Raw genomic sequence first — 21,069 nt, forward strand, 5'->3', positions numbered from 1 at the left:
GCCTGTGGAACAGGGGGATTGGCGGTATGTACGGCTCTTCAATGGGCAGAAATGCATATTCGTTTGTTATCCGGCAGGTCCTGCCTTTGCGTCCGGAAATTTCGCCCTTGCCGTCAAAAGACCACAAGTAGACCAGAGATGCAATCCTAATTGTATATACGGATGTTTTCAACTATGGGGTACACGTTTCCCTTATGCTTTTAATGGTAATATTAATCGCTCATAATAAAAGCTAACAATTTATGGGATGGATTTGTTTCTCAATATTATGCAATCTCAATTGTAATTGTTTGATTGCCATGAGACGTCTTTTGCGATATCATCTATTTACTTGATACCAAGCGCGCGAATTGCTAATTAATAAAAGTAACTATGAAATTGCATATCCCCACAGCATGGCGCAAGGCAATTCTTGCCGCCCAACTGACTCTCTCCCTGACTTGCAACCTTGCCCATGGGACTACCCATACGTGGCTGGGTAATAACTCTTCGGTAGGTACAGCGGCGAACTGGGATCCGGCGGTCAACTCTGCAGGTACGGCGGCAGGTTTCAGGATAGGCAATACAGCCAATCCTTATGCCAATATCATGCTTTTGGGGGAAGAGCCCGCCAATAAAACTCTCAGTGTGGATTACGGCAATTCGAATATAACGCATTTCACGATCGGCGGCATGGTTGTGTCCGGTTCAGGTTATGCCATAAACGCCAACAATGCAACGCGTGTGGCGAACTTCACGGGAGGCTCCGTTGTAGACGGGAGGACGACCTGTTTGCTGGATCTGCGCTATTCGACGTCATTCAACGGCAGTTTTGTCGCCATGAATTTGTGGAGCAATCTGGATGTGAGCATTGCAGCCGGCCAGACGTTGACCTTCAACAAGTATCTGACCAATAATACGACCGCCGGAAGAACGGACATGGGGAACATCTATGTATATGGAGGCGGTACATTTTATGTCAACTCGTCGGGGGCGACTGCCGCTTTCAATCAGTCCAGCGTGACGGGCGCGCCACTCTCTTCCGGCTGGTTCGTCAGCGATGCATCCACTCTGCGCGTCAAGGATGCCACGACGCTGGGCACGGGCGCCATTACCTTGAACGGCGGAAGATTGGAGTTTGACGCCATCCCTGCCGCCATTGCCAATGCGCTGAATGTCGGCGCACAGGGAGGAACAATCGCCGCCGGAACGGAAACCGTAAATCTGGCCGGAACTCTCTCATGGCAGGGAACATCGCTTGGAACGCTGGATTTTGGTTCGGCGAATGTCACGCTGGCTACGGGGCAAGTCATCCATCTTGCTCCGGGCGTTGCAGACGGATCCTACATCCTGCTGACGACGACCGGGACGCTGAGTTACGATGCCGCGCAATTTCAGGTGACCGGTTTATCCGGCCGCACGACCGTCGACTGGTCTTCTTCGACGGCGCAGTCTCTGATTGCGAATGTGGCTGCGATCGATCTTGTCTGGAACGGCTCGCCGGGCAGTATGACCTGGGACATCGATAATAATTCCAATCAGAACTGGCTGAATGGCAGTGCCGCCGATTACTTCCATGCCGACGACCATGTCACATTCTCCGCACAAGGGGCAGGCACGGTCATACTGAGCGGCGATATCGGCTCGCCTTCGATCCATGTGGCAGGCGGCGATTACACCTTCGTGGCGGATGCCGGAGGAGGCAAGCTGACGGGGAGCAATACGGCATTGAGGGTCGGAGCAGGGTCGTTGACTTTGAATTTGACCAATGATTATGGAGGCGGTACCACGGTAAGCGGCGGTACGTTGATCGTGCAGCAGTCAGGCGCATTGGGCACCGGTGCCATATCGGTAAGCGGGGGCTCGTTGGTCGTGCGGCATACGGGTGGATGGGGTACCGGAGCAGTATCGGTGACAGGCGGGTCGCTTGTGTTCGATACGGCCGCGTCAATGATCCTGAGCAATGCGATCACATGTACGGATGGCCGCCTTGTCGTCTCGGGAGGCAACACGAGATTCAATGGCGCACTTTCTTTGGGTGCGGGTGGGCTGAGCGTGGGCAATGATGCTGCCGGGTACGTATTCATGACCGGCACCGTTGGATTGACGGCATCCCAGACATGGGATCTCGCAGCGGGCAAAACACTGCGCATAGGCGCACCGGCAGGTGCAGCGACCATCTCGGCGACAAATCCGGGTACTGTCATTACCGTGGCCGGAGGAGGTCGCGTTCAGATGGATACGGGATCCAACCTGTCGAACTTGAACTGGATCGTTACCGGAGGATCTTCATTGGCCATTGCTGCGCATAACTGGGGTGGTTCGGTCACTCTTGACAACGGCTCCATGGCGACGGGTTTTGCCGGCATGACGGTTGATGGTACGGCTTGGAGAAACAATCAGGGGAACTGGACCATGCCGATGTCCATCAATATTGCAGATGGCGGCGGCGTATTCAGCATGTTCTTTAATAACAATGCGGCCCGTGCAGCCACCTTATCGGGTGTTTTGTCGGGCAGCGGAGCGTTCACCATCACCAGGGATGTTTCTTCCTTCACCGGGGCGAACGCTGCCTGTACGGGTGCCTTGACGTTAAGCGGCGACAATGCGGGCTATACGGGGATTCTGACGCTCGACGGTGCGGGCAGCACGGCGGCGATGTCGCTGTCGGTGACCGGTACCATGTTCCAGGGCGATTTGGTCTTGCAGGGAACCAATACGAGCCTTACCATCGGTGGAACCACTGCCGACGAAACGTACGGCGGAGCCATCAGCGGCACCGGAAGCGTGACGGTGAATCGCAGCGGCCAGACGGTAACGTTTACCGGAACCAACACCTATACCGGCAATACGACCATTGCGGCAAATACCACGTTGCAACTGGCGGGAGCCGGCACTCTTGGCACGGGCGATATTACCCTGAACAACAATTCCACGCTGCGGAGCGATGCGGCGGCGCGTACGATCAATGCCAATGTAGCAGTCTCAGGCACGAGTGCCGTGACGCTGGGAGCTGCCGGCAGCGGCGCCTTGACATTTGCCGGAAGGTTGACATTGGGCAGCGATCAAACATTCAATGTGGCGTCGGATGTCAGCTTTACAGAAAGCCTGTACGACGGAGGCACAAAAACATTTGCCTTGGCGGACGGTGCGAATATGAAACTGGGCCGCATCACGTCAAGCGACACGACGGCAAGCGGAGCCCATTTGACAGTGAGCGGCCGGGGTACTCTGGATGCTGGTACGATGACACGCAGTGCCGGAGCCACGTGGGCGTTCGATACAACATTGGGGGCAGATGCCGTACTCCTGTTTTCGACGGGCGATACTTACGTTGCGGGCAGCGTGAATGATTGGGAGACAAAAATCACAGGCGAAGGAAGCATCGTCATGGATGGCGGCGGCAGTGTGCGGCTTTCCGGGTCCGGCAACAATGGAGCGAGCGATTATACGGGCGATACGGTGATCCGAAACGGAACCCTTATCGCAGGGAGTGCCACGGCGTTCGGTGCGAGTTCGATCATACTTTCCGGCGGCACGCTGGATATGGCTGCGTTTACGGTGGCGAATCCGATCCGTATTACAGACAGCAATTCCGTCTTGACGGCCGGCACGGGCGGCGCCTCTACCGGAGGGATCACTCTTGCTCCCCATATAACTCTCAATACGAGGAATGTGACGCATACGGGCACCATTTACTTTACGAGCGCCGACAACTTCTGGAATATCCGGGGGGATGCTCCGGCAGGTACGGTCGTTGATTTCAATGGAGTGACCGACTTCACCATCGGTGACCACATCAAAGTGGCCCTGTGGGACGGCGGTGCGCTGACGGATGCCATGGTGACCGTAGCTGCCTCGACGACAGACGTATCCTACACGCTGGAATATCTGGCAAACGGCGAACTGTGGCTTCAGGTGGATCCGAATTTCCAGGATGCCTACGGGTGGCGTGGCTCATCGGCCGATGCATCTTTGGCCGATGCTTGGATCGTACCGTCCGGGCACACGGGTGCGCCGACGGCAAACGATCGAATCGTATTCGCGGATTCGGCTTTTGCAGCGGCGGCTGCGACGACGCTCCAAATCAACCCCGGTGGATTGAGTGTAAGAGATATTCTCGTCAATATGTCTGCTCAGAACACATATGAAATTATTGGTGATTCCGGCTTCACGACGACTGGGTCATTGGTGAAGAACGGTGCTGGCACTTTGGTTGTAGGAGTGAACAACCACTTTGCGAATGTAGAACTTCGGGATGGTACGACGGAAATCCGGACGGCGGGAGCGCTGGGCACGGGCACCGTCACCATGAGCGATGGGGCGACGCTGAAATACGGGGCGAACGCCTCGGGCTGGGAAGACGACATCCTCTCGGGCAACCTGACGCTGGCCGCGGGCTCCACCGCCGCGCACATCGACATCTCGCAGGCGGCAGGCATCGTCACATGGACCGAGTACCTGGGCACCACCGCCATCACCAAGAGCGGAGCCGGCACCCTCAAACTCAGCCAGACGGCGCTCACGACCGCCGCCATCACCGCCACTGACGGCGTACTGGAACTGGCAGGCGCCACCACCTACAGCGGCAGCATCACCCTCAACGGCACGGCGAGCGCCCTCAACCTCACGGGCACCACCACCTTCGCCAACGGCTTCACGCTGGCGCTGGGCGACAAAACCATGACCCTCACGGGCACGCTCACCGACCGCAATGCGGCCGTCGGCTACGATGCCACCGTCAACGGGGGCACCCTCACCTTCGGAGCTGCCGCCAGCACCTACACGGGCAAACTCACCATGACGGGCAACGCCACGCTCAGCACGGATGGCAACGCCACTCTGGCCGGCACCATTGCACAGGTAGCGGGCAGCACGCTCAACCTCGCGGGCACGGGCACCTTCATCGGCACACTGGGAGCGACGGATGTCGCGCTCGGAGCCGGCACGGGCCTCCAGCTCAACGCGAACGCCACGATGAACAACCTTGTCATGACGGACACCTCCCGCCTGAGCGGAGCGCACACGCTCACCCTCTCTTCGGGCGACCTGAACGGCACGGTGGACAACGCCACCGCCATCGCCATGACGGGCGGCACGAACGGCACGGGCAGCCTGAACCTGAACGGGATCGACATGGGCGCCCTCACCGTCACGGGAGGCAACATCACGGGAGCGACTGGAACGATCGGACAGGTCCACATCAACGTGGCCCGTGCGCTGACGACGAACTTCGGAGGCATGGACGCCGCCAAAATCACATCGCTCCGCACCACGAACGGCGGAGCGCGCATCACGGGCCTGACGGGTACGGCAACGCTGAACACGGCCTTCCTGACCTTCGGCACCGGAACGGCCAGCATCAACGGCGCAGGTGCGGACACCGCGAAAAGCATCGTCACGGGAGCGAACCTCACTGTCAACGGCGCCTTCACCGCCAACCTCTCCGACGAACTCGTGGCAGCGCTGAAAACGGCCATCGGCAACGACTCGGCCACAGTCAGCCTGTTTGCCACGAACGGAACGCTGACGGCGAACATCGGCGACATCGTCTTCGGCAACTCGATGTCTCTCAAAGTCGCGGACACGCAGATCCAGGGCGGCAACATCAACTTCACCGCCCGCCTGAACACGGTCTTCGTGGCTTCCGTGGACGGAGCCTTGACGCAGCCGGACGCCTACACGCTCGCAACCTATCAGAGCCTGGACGGCTTCACCGCCGTCCAGATGGACCATGACATGCTCATCGACCTGCCGGGCACGGCGCCTGCCGACAAAACGGACGGCCTCGTCATCAACCAAATGTACGGCAACGGCGAAGCCAGCCGCACGGCCACGCTCACCTTGCAGAGCAGCGTCGCGGGCGAACAGACGCTCGTCACCCTGCGCAACGGCACATCGGACACCACCTACCTCGGCAACCTCACCGCCACCGACACGAAACTGGTCAAAGACGGAACATACGGCCTCGGCATCGGCGGCAACGTCACGATTGGCAGCAACAGCCTGCTTCAAGTCAAAGAAGGCAAACTCGCCCTGACGGGTGCAGGCAAAACCAACGACATCTCGGCGCTGCAGGTGGATGCGCACGGCACCTTCGCCGCCACGGGAGCGCAAAGCCGCACCACCCTCGGCACGCTGGACCTGCAGGGCGGCCGCATGGAAATCGGAGGCAACCGCAGCACCCTCACGGTAAACGGACTTGCCGCCGGATCCAACGGCTCCATCGACGTGGCCGACAACGCCACCATGATCCTGGCCCTGCCGCAGGCATCGATGTACACCGGCAGCCTCGCGAGCAGCGACAACACCGGCAACCTCGACATCCGGAACGGCTCGCTCATGCTGGCCGCGGACAGCAGCATCCGGGGACTCTCCCTGAACCTCGCCGCCTCCACCGGCCTTGACCTTGCAGACGGCAGCTCCGCCACCGTACGCGGCCTCCAAATGGCCGCGGGCAGCAGCCTCACGGGCACCGGCGACGTCACCACCACGGCCGGAGGCACGATCGAGGGCGACCTGCACAACTACAGCGGCACCCTGGCCAACACGAACGGCACCCTCGCCATCAACGGCACGGGCGGCCTTGAAACCGCACTGACCGCCACGGGAAGCGGCACGATCGCCCTGAACTACGCCGGAGGCAACGCCAGCTACCGCCAGGTCAACATCGGGCAGGGCGGCACAGTCATCCTGAACGGAGCCAACGGCAACGGACAGAACAACCAGCTTCGCATCGACGGCGGCTCCATCGCAGCGGGCGGCACCCTCGGCTTCATCGTCAACACGGCGGCGGCCGGACTCTTCCCCAACAGCGACAGCCCCCTCATCAGCAACACCGGTGTCCTGAACGTATCGGACGGAGCCCGCTTCAGCTTCTCTGCAGCGAGCAACCAAAGCATCATCAACGGCAGCATGCCCATCGACATCACCCTGGCCGACGGAGTCGTCCTGACGGGAGACGGCAACTACACCATCTCCTACGACAAACTCTTCAGCAAATACTTTGATGCGAACCTCTCCACCGTCCACGTCAAAAACGGCAAACTCGTCCTCACCACCTCCGCCAACACGCGCGGCTTCTACGTCCATGAAGCCACGACCGTCAACGGACGTGCCGGCGGCGCCCTGCTGGACAACATGCTGGTCACGGTCAACCCGCAGGCGACGGCTGCAGACAGCAACCTCTCCAGACTGATGACGGAACTCGACAACCAGATCAACCAGAACACGGCATCGGGCAAAGCGGCAGCCAACACCATCATGGCGGCGGCTGCAGGGGCCACGGTCACCACCCTCAACGCGGCGCAGCTCGGCACCCAGGAACGCAACATGCGAGCCATCCGCAACCGCACCGTCACCATGGGAATCGACCCCTCTGTCGTCCAGCAGGACCTCCCCTACTGGAACGCCTGGGCCAGCTTCAACGGAGCCAACAGCGACATCTCGCAGAACGGAGACCAGCCCGGCTACAAACTCAGCAGCTGGGGCGGCACCATCGGAGCTGACAGCGACATCAGCCGCCACATCACCCTCGGCGTCGCCTTCACCGCCAACTACGGCAAACTCACCGCCACCGGAGCGGACACCGCCAGCGGACATGTCGACAGCTACCTCACCAGCCTCTACCTCCGCGGACAGAGCGGCAAATGGTCCCACGTCGGCATCCTCACGGGCGGCACCGCGAAAGCCGACCTCGACCGCACCGTCAACTACGGCGCCGGCCAGTACAAAACCAGCGGCACCACGGACGGCAGCAGCTTCGGCGCCATGTACGAACTCGCCTACGACATCGCGCTGGACACCGACTACAAATCCCTCGTCCAGCCCCTCTTCAACGCCAGCCTCAACAGCGCGCGCATGAAAGGCTACACGGAAACGGGAGCGGGCAACGCCAACCTCAGCGTCGAAAACATGGACACCACCTACGGCACGGTAGGAGTGGGCGGCCGCTACATCGCCTCCGTCGGGCAAAACCTCTTCAACCGCACGGCCACCCTCGAAGCGCGGGCCATGCTCCTGCAGGACATAGGAGACCGGCAGGTAGAAGCGGACGTAGCCTTTGCGGACGCGAAAGGGTACAAACGCACGGTAGAAGGAATCAAACCCGGAAGCACGGGAGTGGAAGTAGGCCTCGGACTCACGATACCGGTCGAACTGCAAAGCAGCATCTTCATGGAAATCAACCTTGATGCGCGCAGCCGGAGCACGGAAGTAAGCGGAGGAATCGGCTACCGCTACAACTTCTAAAGGAACGGCGCGAACCAACCGACCGCAACCACGCAACGGCAGAGCCGGAGGGGAAATGCCCCCTCCGGCTTTTGCGTGTCCGTCTATATAGCACGCAATCATTGTTTTACGATAATTATATGGTTGTTTATCAGAAATTCTCATTGATTGCGGATTGCCAATCCGTTATGGCTTTACTATATATCTTTTCAGTTTTTTTGATGTGATGTAGGGAAGAAAAAAACATACACCATATATAATATCTCCATGAGCATGATTTTAAGTCATTTTCCTGTTGACGGCGGATTGGCAATCCGTTATGATTATTCCCGGAAAAGTCATTATGATTTAATGTCTTTTTTATTTTAACTTGGACTGATTATGAAAAAAATCACTTTAACACTAATCTCTCTGGCGTGTTGTGGTATTGCCGCCGCCGCTCCGGATACCAAGGCCGTCAATTTCGGCTCGACATCCGTGGATGTCGGCTGGACGACCCATACGCAAGCCGGAGGAGCAAGTATTTCCGTGACATCTCCGTATCAATTGACCGTGAGTGCCAACGGTGGCAACTTCAATACAGGCAATTATGGCACGGGTTCCACGACGACGCTTCATGCGGATATTCTGGCTGAATTTTTAAGAACGACGGGAATCAGCATGACCGCCAATGTGTACCAGACCGGGCTGACCAATGGTGCAGCGGGCGTACAGACGACGTCTTTCTCCGGCCTTGTGGCCAATGAAAGCTATACGATGTATGTTGTTTACGGTTGCCAGAATCGTGCGAACGACCAGTATTTTACGCTTGATACCAACTATATTACCAAGGCGGAACAGTATGTGACCAGTTCGGCTTCAGGCGCATACAGCACGCTTGATCTGGCTGCTTCTTCAAAGACTCATACATTGCGTGGAAGCGCCGATTACGTGGTGCTGAAATTGACGGGGCATGCGGATGCTCTCGGCAATTTGACGATCGGCAGAATGGGTGAACGCGGTACGATCAACGCCTTGACGCTGACTCAAACTTCCAGCATTATTCCGGAACCTTCCATTGCAGCTTTCGGATTGTTCGGTTTTGCGGGGCTGGCCCTGCGCCGTCGGCGTGCTGCCTGACAGGTGCTTTGCCTGCATACGATTTGATCGGCGGCCGCCTTTCGGCAAGAGGCGGCCGTTCTTTTTGGGAGGGGTGGAATGTTCAGCGAGGGAACTGAAAGGCAGCGATTATGCCTCGTCGCATACAATGCCGTCGCGGATGGTCAGGATGCGGTCTCCGCGTTTGGCGATGTTCGGATCGTGCGTGACGATGACGAGCGTTTTTTTGCGTTCGTCGGCAAGGGAAAAGAGGAGGTCCAGCACTTCGTTGCTGTTGCGGGAGTCGAGGTTGCCCGTCGGTTCGTCCGCGAAAATGATTTCCGGATTGTGGGCCAGTGCGCGGGCGATGGAGACGCGCTGCTGCTCGCCGCCGCTCAGTTCGTTGGGCAGGTGGTCCAGCCGGTTGCCCAGCCCGACGCGGTCCAGCAGGGCGGTGACTTCCTGCGTGGCTTCGCGTCCGGCAATGGCCGTAGCCAGTGAGGCGTTTTCCAGAGCCGTGAGTTCCGGCATGAGCATGTAGTTCTGGAAGATGAAGCCCATCATCCTGTTGCGGAATTCGGCGCGCGCTTTTGTCAAGAGTCCGTAGATGCTTTTGCCGCCGATTTCCACTGTGCCCTGCTGTGGCATTTCCAGGCCTGCAAGCGTGTACATGAGCGTGGTTTTGCCGGCTCCGCTCGGTCCGCACAGAAAGACTTTCTCTCCGGGCCGGATGTGCAGTTCCAGCCCGTGCAGCACTTCGATCGTTTTTTTGCCGATGGTATAGCTGCGGTGGAGGTTGATGGCTTTGATCACGTGAGGGATGTGGATGGGGGGTGGAAATCAGGCACGCTGAAGCTCGATATTGTCGATGAGCCGCACATCGCCGAACCAGGCGGCGACGGCAAGCAGCGCGGGGGAAGCAGGTGTGCGGAGTTCGTGCAGGGTTTCCGCATCGACGAGTTCGGCATAATCCACCCGGACGCCCGGAATCGCCTCAAGGGCGGCCGTCAGATCCCGGCGCACGTCGTCGGCATTCGTCCCCGTTTCGTAGGCCTGTTTGGCGGCAAGGAGGTTTTGCCGGATGGCGGGAGCGGCGGCGCGGTGTTCAGGAGTGAGTCGGACATTGCGCGATGAGCGGGCAAGCCCGTCCGCTTCCCGGACAATTTCGGCTCCGTGCAGCGTGATGGGAATATCGAGATCTCGCACCATGCGGCGCAGGATGGCGAGCTGCTGGTAGTCCTTTTTGCCGAAGATGGCATCCGTCGGCTGGACGAGGTTGAAGAGCTTGTTGACGACGAGGCAAACTCCGGCGAAATGGCCGGGGCGGGTTGCGCCGCAGAGCGCGGTCGAGAGGTTCGTTTCTTCCAGTGAGATGGAGCGGTCGCCTTCATACATGCTTGCGGGATCGGGGGTGAATGCAATATCGACGCCGCACGTTTCGCAGAGCTTCAGGTCGGCTTCCGGCGTGCTGGGGTAGGAGGCCAGATCTCCCGCGTTGTCGAACTGGACAGGGTTCAGAAAGATGCTGGCGACGACGCAGCCTTCTGCTCCGGCCAGCTCGCGTGCCTGCCTCAGGAGGCTGGCATGGCCTTCGTGAAGTGCGCCCATGGTCGGTACGAAAACGATGCGGCCGCTCCTCTTGTCTGCCAGAGCCCGGCGAAGGGCCTGCTTGGTGGAAATATTCTGCACGGGGAAAGAGTACACGATTATGCCGAAAATTCAAGGGGAAAGACATGCCGAACCCTTGACATGGTTCCCGGTCGCAGATAAAGTGAAGGTGTCAGAAGACACTGTGTACACATGAAATTGTCCCATATTTCTTTTATTGCGACGGCGATGCTCGGTCTTGCCACAACGGCAACGGCGGCGGAACTGAAGGTAGCGTCCGTAGACGTGCAGGATTTGTTCAGATCCTACTACAAGACGCATGCAGCCCAGAAGAAGATCAACGAGCAGCGCATCAAGATCGAAAACGAAACCAAGGAACGCCAGGACAAGCTCAAGGCCTTGGGCGAAGAGCTGCAGAAGATCAGGCAGCAGTATAACGACCCGACCTTGAACGATGCCCGCCGCCAGGCCATCTCCAAGGAGTTCCAGTTGAAGCAGAACGATGCCATGTCTGCTGAAAACGAATACAAGAACTTCATGCAGCGCAAGCAGATCGCCTTCCAGGAAATGGTCAAGCGCGATATGAGCAGCATCATCACCGAGATCGAAAAGGCAGTGCAGGACAAGGCCAGCGCGGAAAACTTCGATATCGTGTTCGACAGCAGCGCGGTGACTCCTTCCGGTACGCATACGTTCGTGTTCGCCAAGAAGAGCCTTGATATTACTCCGGCCATGAAATCCGAGCTGAACAAGAATGCTCCCGCCGGATTTGATCCGAACGCTCCTCTCGACCAGCCTGCCGCTCCGGCAGCCAACTAAGCGCGTCATCCCCCCCATTTTGCGATTCATGAAGCTCACACTTGCAGCCGTTCAGGAACTGACGGGGGGTAAGCTGTTAATCGGAACTCCGGAGAGTGAAATCTCCGGAGTTTCCACATTGTCCGAGGCCGGCAGCGATGATGCTGCCTTTCTTGGCAACGAAAAATATTTTCACGACTTTCTTGCCACGCGTGCAGGGGTCGTTCTCGTGCCTCCGGGTCTTCCCCAGTATCCCGAAGGCATCGCTTTGATCGAAGTAGCCAATCCTTCGCTGGCGTTCAATGCCCTTGTGAAGCATTTCATGAGCGTGTCCACGGCATGGATTCCCGGCATTCATCCGTCGGCCGTCGTCGATCCTTCGGCGAAGCTGGATGCCTCTGCCGTGCGCATCGGCGCCGGAGCGGTGATCGAAGCAGGAGCCTGCATCGGTAGCGGTTCGGATATCGGCCCGGGATGCGTGATCGGAGCGTCCGCCGTAGTCGGCGAATGTTGCAAGCTTCATGCGCGCGTCGTCGTGCGCGAGCGGTGCCGCCTCGGTTCGCACGTTGTGGTTCAGCCGGGCGCCGTCATCGGCTCCGATGGTTTCGGCTTCCTGATGGGCGCCAACGGCTGTTATGAGGGTATCGACCAGGTGGGTATCGTCGAGATCGGCGACCATGTGGATATTGGAGCGAATACGACGATCGACCGTGCCCGCTTCGGTCGCACCGTCATCGGTGAAGGAACCAAGATCGATAATCTCGTGCAGATCGGACACAATGTGGCGATCGGCAGGCATTGCATTCTCGTGGCTCAGTCCGGAGTAGCCGGCAGTACGCAGATCGGCGATTATGTGACCGTAGCTGCACAGGTCGGCATTGCCGGACATTTGAAAGTGGGCGACAAGGCGACGATTGCGGCTCAAGCCGGGGTCATCACCCATCTGGAGGGCGGCAAGGTTTATTGGGGCACGCCTGCCAGCGAGTTCATGCAGGCGAAGAAGCAATATGCCTGCATCCGCCGCTTGCCCGAGCTGGTGAAGGATGTGCGGGATCTGAAAAAAGCGGCAGAAGGGCAGAATCCTTCGAAATCCTGATCGTTACGGCCATGTACCGGCTGTGCTGCCTGCAAGGGCGGACAAGATGATGCCTGTATCCGGCTGGCTGTCCCATAATAGTCTCTCAGGGGAGCCGTACCTCCGTGGGAGTTCTGGCAGATCGATATTCCTCCCATGGACGATGGACCATGAATGCCCGGTAAAGGCTGCCTGATGTTTTTAACCGGCCGTTTCGCTGCAATCTTCCTCTTCTTCGTCCCGGCGATCCAGAAAATGGACGAGTTTGTTTTTCCAGAGGCGCGTGAAGAGGTTGAGAAATCCGCCCACGCCGACGGCGGCAATGGCCGTGCCTTCACGTACCCCTTCCAATCTCTGGAAGAAGATATACGACAGGAGGATGGCGCCGGCGACCATGGTGCAGTCGAAACAGATTTTCGAATGCGAAAAGGCGATGCCGGATTTGTAGGAGACGGCCTGCATGACACCTTCGCCGGGAAGGGAGAGCAGATCGGCGCTCAGGTAGAACAGAATGCCGAGCGCTACCAATGCCATGCTGGCGATGAGGTAGAGGAGCTGATGGGGATAGCTGCCGCATGCAGGCAGGCAGGAGGTACAGGCCGATGCCAGCGAAACGAAGTAGCCGAAGAGGAAGGAGCAGAGTATCTGCAGGAGGGTGGTCATTTTGAATTCGCGGCGCAGAATGACCGCTTGCAGAGCGATAAAGCCGACGAAGACAAGCGAGGTGCAAAGACCCATTTCGGCCGATGTGATGCGGCTGAGTACGTAGGGCAGCGTGTTGAGCGGCGAGACGCCGAGATTCGAGAGTACGGAGAGCGAGACGCCGGTGGCAAGCAGGAAGAGGCCGATGCAGTAGATCAACACTCGTTTGCAGTAATACAGGGATTCCGAATTCATGGCCGATGGCTTGAAGGCGGCCGCTATGTATGACAGGGTAGAGGTTTTGTCAAGGCGTATTTGCGACGAAATACACCTTGCCGAGGCACCTCATGGAGGCAGTTAGGGCGGCATGATCGCAACAGGGCAGTATTGCCTGTATGGCTGCCAGAGCAGGCAAGCGGATGATGACGGGATAGAAAAATGCCATAGAGATGACATTTTTCTATCAATTAGAGAATGGCAAGAAGAATCTTTCAAAATGGCACTCTATTTGCATAAAAATATTTTGTCATAAAGTATGCCATAATATTGGAGTTTTTTCACATTGAAATACTATTATATTGGAGTTTTGTTAAGTTAGGAGGTTGACTATTATGCTGTAATCCATTCTCGGAAAAAGAGATACTTATGCATAACAGAAAAAATATCGTTGTCCTAACATAAAAATCGAGTATATTCATTCCGGCAGGAGAATTGTTGGAAACAAAAAATTGGTTGATTTGACCCAGCCTTTTCGTTACGATAACGCCTCACACACACACTATATGAGCATGAAACTACTTGCATTTAGATGTCCCGATGAACTCCGGAGACGCATGGACAAATATTGCAGAGAATACGGCGTCGACCGGACGACGGTTTTGCGGGTTTCATTGCGATCATGTTTGCAGCAATTGGATGCACAGGGAGGGAACATCATGCCGGAATACCATTTGACTCAGGCCCCGGAGGATCTTTTTGCGGCAGAAAAGCAAGCCTCCCAACGAAAAATCGAGGAATAATCGGGTAATCTCTCTCCATCAGACAATGAAAATGAAACTAATAGCATTCCGGTGCCCAGAAGAACTCCAGCTTCGCATGGACGAGTACTGCAAGAAATATGCCTTGGATCGCACTGCGGTTCTGCGTATTGCCTTGCGGTTGTTTATTGACAAGTTGGACGAACAAAAGGGCAATATTATGCCGGAGTATGCCATTCCCGCGGAAACGGAAAGCTTCCTCGCGGCTGAACCTGATGATACCGAACGTCAGAACGGTAGGAACAAGGGCAAGTAAGCGTAGAAATTATTCGGCAAGGGTATTGGCGGTCCGCTCCGTCAATACCCTTTTTCCTTACCGGATGCTCAGGATGCCGGAAGATGGGCATGATGGGCCCGGTAAGGTAAAGGAGCCTCCGGCGGAGGAAAGGGGCGAGAGAGTGTGTGTTAAACAACGTCCCTGATATCCGCTGCCGGTTCTTTTCCGTCCATGTAGCGGACGGTGCGGCTGACTCCGGCCCCGTAGGGTGCGCCCAGCCGGATATCGGGATGGGAGTCGAGAAGGTGGATATGCCTCTTCCAGCGGCGCCAAAGGAGGATGAAGGCGCCGAACAGGGCCAGAACGCCCAGTACGGCATAGAGCATGGTCAGCATGGCGGGGTTCTGGGCGATTTCCGCCAGCTTGGCCTTCCATGATTCCTTTTTCTCCGTTTGTTCCCTGGCGATCTGGATGTCGACGGCAGGCACTTCGATATCCGTGCTGGCCTGGGCTTCCTTGTGGCGCCTTCTTTCGAGCTTTTGCAGCTGCGCCACTTCGGGATGGAGGCGCGCCGCCAGAGAAGTGATGCCTGCGTAGAGGGCATCCGGCCCGTTGGAGTACCGGGATACCTCTTCCTTGACTTCCTGTAGGATGCGGTTGCGGTCCCCCTCCGGGAGTTCGTCATGGAAATTGGGGTCGTAGGCGATTTGGACGCTCTCCGAGTCCCCGAGGTGGTACTGGATGAGGACGCTGCGCTCGTGAGGGCGGCATACCTGGGCGATCAGCCGCTGGGCGTCGATTCTCGGGTCGTATTTCTGCCCGCGCACGAAGAGGCTGACGTAGATGCGAAAGTTGCACTTCTTCGGGATGGCGTTGAGAAGGGTTTCCAGATCGTTCTTCTCGACCTCGGCGAGCAGCATCTGCGGGTCGATGAGGTTGGAGCGTTTGCTGGGGTCGTTCTGGGCGTACAGGCTCAGGTAGGCGGCCGGAACGATTTTGTCGTTTTCGGGAAGCTGCGCCGGATCGGGCAGGAGGCTGCTTTGGGGAAGGGTTGCCTGTCTGGCGCGGGGTGCGCCGGGTTCCGGTTCGAAGAGGATGGGCGGATAGCTCGACCACCATTTGCCCTGCATCAGCAGCTGGGAGTCGGCGGGTAGCCATGCGGGCGTCGCATCGTCCCCGGCGGCGGATGGTTCTTCCACTTCCTCGGCAATGGGCGGCGATGGCGCGCTTGTGGGGACGGCCCATGTTTGAGGGGCGAAGAGGCAGGGGGTGAGGAGGGCGGCGGCTGTGAGGGCGGAGAGGGTGGCGCGCTGGCCGCGGGGCAGGAGGCCGTGTTTGCCGGCATGGCGTATGACGGTATGGCCGCTGGAGGCGATTTCGCGGGCCGCCTCCGTCATCATGATTTTGATGGCCTGGACGACATCCCGTTCGCGGATGGGGATGCGGGCTTTCAGGATGGAGCTGTTGATGCGGTCGGGGTCGATGTAGGGATCGAGCATGTACCCCCAGACGAAGCAGGCTGTCTCAAGCTGCACGTCGATGACGAGAATCAGCATCCATTCCCGGCGGACGGGAGGGGGCAGGGGATGAAGGAAGTCGTGCCATCTCTCTCTCCATTCGTCGAAGGCGTCTTTCGTGCGCCCGGCCAGCCCGGCGGGCGACGGCGCTCCGTGCGGCTGGTCTGCCTGCTCTCGTATGAGGATGGGAGCATCGTCCAGAGCTCTGGCCTGTTCGCGTTTGCCGAAGCTGGCGTGGTGGAGGCGCAGGTGGTTGATGATCCACAGGGCGTGGCTGCGGAAGTGCTCCTGCTGCCCGTGGTCGGTGAAGTAGACGCTCAGGGCTACGGGGGAGATGCGCCGCTCGATCTTCTCCAGAATCTGGGCGAGGGCGGAGCGTTCCTTGTGGGTGAGGGCCCCGGCTTCGTCCGTGACCCGCTGGAAGGGGGTATCGTGGATGCCGAATATATGTTCCGCCTGTTTCAGGCTGAAACCGCAACGCGGACATTGATCTTCCGCGCCCCGGTGGAAATTGCTGGAACATTTTGGACAAATGGGCACGCCCATCAGTCTAAAGAGTTTTCCGCAAAGGGTGAAGCCAAATTGATGTCAGAAGGCAAACTTTTTGCCGCGCACCCCGCACATTCCCTGCGCGGCTTTTTTTCGATGACAGAATGATACTGTTTTTTCCCTTGAATATATCCTGCGCTATGGTAGCTTACGTTTTGTAAGCTTCGCCGCTGGCGGAGGTTTTTAATGTAAACTCTACTCAAGACTATGGATATCCAAGTTGCTGTTCTCTGCGATTACGCAGCCGACTATCAGGGCAAGCTTTGCGTGCAAGGCGCCTTCGATACTCTCTTCGCCCGTCAATTCCCGGTGGTGCACCCGATGTGCTCTCTGGCTCTTCGCCTCTGCATGACCCCCGAGGATGCAGGCGACCACAAGCTCGGCATCTCCATTGTCGATGAAGACGGTGTCGCTCTCGATCCCGAACGCATGCCGATCGTTGGCGATCTTACCGTCGCTCTTCCCGAAGGCGCTGCTTTCTTCACCCGCAACCTGATCATGAACTTCCAGGGTCTCAAGTTCGACAAGACCGGCAACTATTCCGTGGACGTGACGCTTGACGGCGAACTCATCTCCCGCACGCCGCTTCGCCTCGTGCAGGTTCAGCAGGACGCCCAGTAAGTTTCCTTCAAGGATCTTTTCAAAAAACTCCGCAGTCGTTCGGCTGCGGAGTTTTTTCGTGAGGAGGTTAGGCGAGCGCAGTCGGTCGGCCGTGCGGCTTATTGAAAGGCTCCGAAGAGTTTGCCCGCCTTGTAACGGAGGATGTCCCAGCCTTCGCGGATGGCGTTCAGGGGATTGCGCCGCAGCCTGTGGCGGCCTTTCAGGGTGAAGCCGGGTGCGGAGCCGGGTGCATCCTTGTGTCGGGCGATGATTTCCGCAACCTGGGCCCACATGTTGTACTTGTGCAGGATGAGGCGGCGGGCTTCCAGAATGGCGGGCAGGCGTTTTTCGTATTCTCCGGCGGCGATGGCCTCGCGGATGATGCGCAGGGCTTCGGGTGGATTGTCGAGAGGAATGGGGATGATGCTTCCGGGCGGCAGGACTTCCGTGATTTTCGGATCTCCGGCGTAGAAGGGGAGGGCGGCGGACAGAAGGACATCTGCCGGTTTTTCCGTCCAATGGCCGTCGGCGATGTAATTCTCGATGGCGATGTGGTATTTGAAGTCGTCCAGCGCTTCGTTTTTGCTTCGGATGGGTTTGACGCCGTGACCGAACCATTGCAGCTCGGGCATGTGGTCCGCCAGATAGCGGACGAGGGAGTAGCGGTCGAAATGCCGCGTGCGTTTCTGCTGCTTCGAGGAGCAGACGACGGAGACCGTTTCCGGCTTGGGGAAGTCGGTCTGGGCATCCATGGCGGCCCAGTCCTTTTCATAGAACCAGCGCAGGCAGCCCTTGCCGATGCGGTGGCCGGGATGCTTCATCAGGCGCGCGGGGTGGGTGGTCAGCACGTAGCCGAACTGGCGCACGTAGGGCGTGCTGTAGATTTTGATGTTGGGAGGCTCGACCGTGATGAGGATGGTGCGCTCACGGGGGCATGCGAGGCGTTCCGAGCCTTGGAGGATGGTGCCGGTGCTGCCTTTCGGGAATTCGTCGTAGACGATCAGCCAGTCGTATTCCGTGCAGGACGCATCCGTGATGAAGAGGAGGTCGTCCCAGGCAAAGGTTTCGGGATGCTCCCGTTCGATACCCTTGCGGATGATTTTGATGCGCGTCGGAGTGTCTTTCATGCCGGGGTGGAACGAGGGCCTTATTTGGTGAATCCGTGGCGGCGGTGGCGGAAGAGGCGGCCTCCGTATTTGTAGGCGTCGTACATTTTCTTCCAGATGGAGCGGGGCAGGGATGCTTCGAGGCTGGCGAGGGTGACGGGGTTTTCAAACACGGTGCGGTGTATGCCCATCTCCTCTTCCACGGTGCGGGGGCGTGCCAGCAGGTCCGAGTAATCGGCAATTTGCATGCACAGGCGAGGCAGAGTGCCCCATACCTTGATGTTGCGGTCGCGGGTAAAGTAGTTCTGCATCCATGCGTCGATAGAGCCGTAGTATGCGTTCCATTCCCAGATGTCGTCCTGCGTCGGCATGCCGTCCAGCAGAGGCTGGTAGATGCTCTGGTTGACGATGTAGGCGTGCAGCATGATGGGGCCTCCCATGCGGACGAGGCGGAACGGTTCGCCGTCGATCGTTTCTTCGCGGCAGACGGTGTATTTGAAGTGGCGCTGGTAGAAGCCGAGGTAGAAGAGATCCCATGCCTGCGGGTCGCGGATGATTTCGGCGATCATGTCGCCCTTGCGGCCTTCCAGCGTGTCGAAAAGGTTGGCGTCGTCCTCAAGGATCAGGACGTTTTTCCAGCCGTTGTCGCGGGCGGTCTCGATGGCCTTGCGGTGGGAGGCGATGCATCCTGCGGATCCGGCGCGCATGACGGCGACTTTTTCCGGTGTTTTATCCGTGAACCACGGCTGTTCGAGGTAGCCGGGCATGGTGATGCCGCGCACCGCATCGAGGCGATGGATTTTTTCGGCGGGGACGAGATCCCTCAGCATGGCGGTGATGCGTTCCCAGCGGTCTGTGCGGTGGGCGAGATTGATGATGAGGACGGCGTCGAGACTGTCCCAGAACGGGCTTGTTTGGCGCATGGAATGCATGAGTGGATGAACCTTTGGAAGCGCGTTGCCGGCCGTGTATGCAATCCTGCGGATTCCTCCCGGCGGGAGGCGGCGGTTCCGTTTGGAACCGTAACAAGGCATCCTTTGGATGTCAAGATCAAACACCGGGGGCGTCCGGTAGCGCATATCCTGCCGGAATACGAGAAATTGTCTTGACAAGCGAGGCGTAAATTGATTGACTTCCGGGTGTATGAGTAAGAAACCGGAGTGCAATGTGATCTGTCTGAAATGGGGGACGCGCTATCCGGCTTCGTACACCAACATTCTGTACCACTCGGTCAAGCGGCATTTGTCGCGCCCGTTCCGCTTCCTCTGCGTCACGGATGATCCTTCCGGGCTGGATGAGGGGATAGAGCCTCACCCTTTCCCGGACAATCCGGGCTATGAGAAATGGCCCAATATTTTCTCGAAGCTGACCATTCTTCAGGATGGTTTTGCCGGGTTGGAGGGGCCGACGCTGTTTCTTGACGTGGATGTGGTCATCATGCAGGATATCGACTGCTTTTTCGACTACATGCCCGGCCGCAACTGCATCATCCACAACTGGATCGAATGGCATAAGACATTGTTCCGCAAGCGTCCGGCCATCGGTAATTCCTCAATCTTCCGTTTTGATGCCGGGCGTTCGGGATACATTTTCGAAACATTCGTCCGCGAGTTCGAGGCGGCGAACGATCATCGCCGGTATCCTACGGAACAGGCTTTCCTGACACATGCGATGAAGAACCCCTGCTGGTGGCCGGAAGAGTGGGTGAAGAGCTTCAAGCGCACATGCCGCCCCGTATTTCCTCTGAATCTTCTGAAGGCTCCCGCCCGCCCGGATACGAAGATTCTCGTGTTTCACGGCAATCCCGATCCGGATCAGGCTGTGGACGGATTCCGGGGCAAAAAGGTGCACCATCGCGTGCTGCCGGCGAAGTGGATTCTGGACGACTGGCACGTCTGATGCCGGGCTGCGTTTGAAACGGTGCCGCGCCCGCCCCGGGATTTCCCGTTTTCCCTGCAAAACACGCACTTTTGGCTTGCCAAGCGGGTGGAAACAAGTATGCTGGAAGCCGCACGGGAACATCATCCCCCGTTGAAGTATCGTCATGTCCACTGAAGAAATGCAGGAAACAAGTATCGTTGACCAGAATGCGGAAGGCGGATTCGTCTTCACCACGCTGGATGCCGCCATCAATTGGATACGCAAGACTTCGCTGTGGCCGATGCCGATGGGCCTTTCCTGCTGCGCCATCGAGTTCATGGCTGTGGCCTGTTCCCGTTACGACCTTTCCCGCTTCGGCTCCGAAGTGACACGTTTCTCTCCCCGCCAGGCGGACGTGATGCTCGTGGCCGGTACCGTGACCTACAAGATGGCTCTGGCCATCCGCCGCATCTGGGATCAGATGCCCGAGCCGAAATGGTGCATCGCCATGGGTGCCTGCGCCTCCACGGGCGGCATGTTCCGCAGCTATTCCGTGTTGCAGGGCGTGGACAAGATCATTCCCGTGGATGTGTACATCTCCGGCTGCCCTCCCCGTCCGGAAGCCATTCTCGAATCCCTTCTCGCCCTGCGCAAGAAGATCGACCGCGACAAGCCCGCCCGCACTTTCTTCAAGACGGCGGAACCCCGCGAGGCCAACTGCCCGGATCCCGTCGTGGCGGCGATGAACCTCGAATAATCCAATCTTTCCATTCAC

The 21,069-nt window shown here is 58.2% G+C and carries 15 protein-coding genes; 8 read left to right on the forward strand and 7 right to left on the reverse strand.

The window, feature by feature from the left end; translation table 11 throughout:
• The first annotated feature begins 372 nt into the window (after positions 1 to 372).
• Both PYTT_RS06135 and PYTT_RS06140 read left to right on the forward strand, forming a co-directional pair.
• Positions 373 to 8,229 (forward strand): hypothetical protein, encoded by a 7,857-nt coding sequence (locus PYTT_RS06135; protein ID WP_071133332.1) that lies wholly within the window; start codon positions 373 to 375, stop codon positions 8,227 to 8,229.
• 360 nt (positions 8,230 to 8,589) lie between these two features.
• Complete coding sequence (locus PYTT_RS06140) at positions 8,590 to 9,327, forward strand: hypothetical protein (RefSeq protein ID WP_067775625.1); 738 nt, start codon at positions 8,590 to 8,592, stop codon at positions 9,325 to 9,327.
• 108 nt (positions 9,328 to 9,435) lie between these two features.
• On the opposite strand, the gene PYTT_RS06145 is transcribed toward PYTT_RS06140, so the two are convergent.
• On the reverse strand, positions 9,436 to 10,098 hold the full coding sequence (locus tag PYTT_RS06145) for an ABC transporter ATP-binding protein (RefSeq protein WP_067775622.1): 663 nt from the start codon (positions 10,096 to 10,098) through the stop codon (positions 9,436 to 9,438).
• Between the two features lie 27 nt (positions 10,099 to 10,125).
• Positions 10,126 to 10,974 carry a pantoate--beta-alanine ligase gene (gene panC, locus PYTT_RS06150; RefSeq protein ID WP_067775643.1) on the reverse strand — a complete coding sequence of 283 codons (849 nt, stop codon included), beginning with the start codon at positions 10,972 to 10,974 and terminating at the stop codon, positions 10,126 to 10,128.
• A gap of 111 nt (positions 10,975 to 11,085) precedes the next feature.
• On the opposite strand from panC, the gene PYTT_RS06155 reads away from it, so the two are divergent.
• On the forward strand, positions 11,086 to 11,712 hold the full coding sequence (locus PYTT_RS06155) for an OmpH/Skp family outer membrane protein (protein ID WP_083076694.1): 627 nt from the start codon (positions 11,086 to 11,088) through the stop codon (positions 11,710 to 11,712).
• A 28-nt stretch (positions 11,713 to 11,740) separates the two neighbouring features.
• The gene (gene lpxD / locus PYTT_RS06160; protein WP_067775616.1) at positions 11,741 to 12,787 is read left to right on the forward strand and encodes a UDP-3-O-(3-hydroxymyristoyl)glucosamine N-acyltransferase; all 1,047 of its coding nucleotides are present in this window, start codon (positions 11,741 to 11,743) and stop codon (positions 12,785 to 12,787) included.
• Positions 12,788 to 12,967: 180 nt separating this feature from the next.
• On the opposite strand, the gene PYTT_RS06165 is transcribed toward lpxD, so the two are convergent.
• Positions 12,968 to 13,663: a YczE/YyaS/YitT family protein gene (locus tag PYTT_RS06165; protein WP_067775612.1), complete on the reverse strand. Its 696-nt coding sequence runs from the start codon at positions 13,661 to 13,663 to the stop codon at positions 12,968 to 12,970.
• Between the two features lie 49 nt (positions 13,664 to 13,712).
• A complete protein-coding gene (locus tag PYTT_RS13595) occupies positions 13,713 to 13,853 on the reverse strand; it encodes a hypothetical protein (protein WP_172801778.1) in 141 nt (46 codons plus the stop codon).
• 599 nt (positions 13,854 to 14,452) lie between these two features.
• Between PYTT_RS13595 and PYTT_RS06170 the strand changes: the two genes are divergently transcribed.
• Positions 14,453 to 14,701 (forward strand): hypothetical protein, encoded by a 249-nt coding sequence (locus PYTT_RS06170; RefSeq protein WP_067775606.1) that lies wholly within the window; start codon positions 14,453 to 14,455, stop codon positions 14,699 to 14,701.
• 149 nt (positions 14,702 to 14,850) lie between these two features.
• Here the strand turns inward: PYTT_RS06170 and PYTT_RS06175 are convergent, their stop codons facing one another.
• Positions 14,851 to 16,719: a hypothetical protein gene (locus PYTT_RS06175; RefSeq protein ID WP_141675799.1), complete on the reverse strand. Its 1,869-nt coding sequence runs from the start codon at positions 16,717 to 16,719 to the stop codon at positions 14,851 to 14,853.
• A gap of 216 nt (positions 16,720 to 16,935) precedes the next feature.
• Between PYTT_RS06175 and PYTT_RS06180 the strand changes: the two genes are divergently transcribed.
• Positions 16,936 to 17,349, forward strand: coding sequence for a DUF6941 family protein (locus PYTT_RS06180; RefSeq protein ID WP_067775601.1), 414 nt, complete (start codon positions 16,936 to 16,938; stop codon positions 17,347 to 17,349).
• A gap of 98 nt (positions 17,350 to 17,447) precedes the next feature.
• Here PYTT_RS06180 and PYTT_RS06185 read toward each other — a convergent pair whose 3' ends face one another.
• Together PYTT_RS06185 and PYTT_RS06190 are read right to left on the reverse strand one after the other, a co-directional pair.
• On the reverse strand, positions 17,448 to 18,455 hold the full coding sequence (locus tag PYTT_RS06185; RefSeq protein WP_067775598.1) for a hypothetical protein: 1,008 nt from the start codon (positions 18,453 to 18,455) through the stop codon (positions 17,448 to 17,450).
• Positions 18,456 to 18,475: 20 nt separating this feature from the next.
• Positions 18,476 to 19,357, reverse strand: coding sequence for a glycosyltransferase family 25 protein (locus PYTT_RS06190; RefSeq protein ID WP_172801779.1), 882 nt, complete (start codon positions 19,355 to 19,357; stop codon positions 18,476 to 18,478).
• A 220-nt stretch (positions 19,358 to 19,577) separates the two neighbouring features.
• On the opposite strand from PYTT_RS06190, the gene PYTT_RS06195 reads away from it, so the two are divergent.
• Positions 19,578 to 20,333, forward strand: coding sequence for a hypothetical protein (locus PYTT_RS06195; RefSeq protein WP_067775592.1), 756 nt, complete (start codon positions 19,578 to 19,580; stop codon positions 20,331 to 20,333).
• Positions 20,334 to 20,493: 160 nt separating this feature from the next.
• Positions 20,494 to 21,051 carry an NADH-quinone oxidoreductase subunit NuoB gene (nuoB, locus tag PYTT_RS06200; protein WP_067775641.1) on the forward strand — a complete coding sequence of 186 codons (558 nt, stop codon included), beginning with the start codon at positions 20,494 to 20,496 and terminating at the stop codon, positions 21,049 to 21,051.
• Positions 21,052 to 21,069 lie beyond the last annotated feature (18 nt).

It is taken from the genome of Neoakkermansia glycaniphila (assembly GCF_900097105.1).
Classification (GTDB): domain Bacteria; phylum Verrucomicrobiota; class Verrucomicrobiia; order Verrucomicrobiales; family Akkermansiaceae; genus Akkermansia; species Akkermansia glycaniphila.

Bases quoted from the DNA above. Each gene is read 5' to 3' on its own strand.
- PYTT_RS06135 (WP_071133332.1), top strand. From the start codon at position 373: ATGAAATTGCATATCCCCACAGCATGGCGCAAGGCAATTCTTGCCGCC.
- PYTT_RS06140 (WP_067775625.1), top strand. From the start codon at position 8,590: ATGAAAAAAATCACTTTAACACTAATCTCTCTGGCGTGTTGTGGTATT.
- PYTT_RS06155 (WP_083076694.1), top strand. From the start codon at position 11,086: ATGAAATTGTCCCATATTTCTTTTATTGCGACGGCGATGCTCGGTCTT.
- lpxD (WP_067775616.1), top strand. From the start codon at position 11,741: ATGAAGCTCACACTTGCAGCCGTTCAGGAACTGACGGGGGGTAAGCTG.
- PYTT_RS06165 (WP_067775612.1), bottom strand. From the start codon at position 13,663: ATGAATTCGGAATCCCTGTATTACTGCAAACGAGTGTTGATCTACTGC.
- PYTT_RS13595 (WP_172801778.1), bottom strand. From the start codon at position 13,853: ATGGCATTTTTCTATCCCGTCATCATCCGCTTGCCTGCTCTGGCAGCC.
- PYTT_RS06170 (WP_067775606.1), top strand. From the start codon at position 14,453: ATGAAAATGAAACTAATAGCATTCCGGTGCCCAGAAGAACTCCAGCTT.
- PYTT_RS06180 (WP_067775601.1), top strand. From the start codon at position 16,936: ATGGATATCCAAGTTGCTGTTCTCTGCGATTACGCAGCCGACTATCAG.
- PYTT_RS06185 (WP_067775598.1), bottom strand. From the start codon at position 18,455: ATGAAAGACACTCCGACGCGCATCAAAATCATCCGCAAGGGTATCGAA.
- PYTT_RS06190 (WP_172801779.1), bottom strand. From the start codon at position 19,357: ATGCGCCAAACAAGCCCGTTCTGGGACAGTCTCGACGCCGTCCTCATC.
- PYTT_RS06195 (WP_067775592.1), top strand. From the start codon at position 19,578: ATGAGTAAGAAACCGGAGTGCAATGTGATCTGTCTGAAATGGGGGACG.
- nuoB (WP_067775641.1), top strand. From the start codon at position 20,494: ATGCAGGAAACAAGTATCGTTGACCAGAATGCGGAAGGCGGATTCGTC.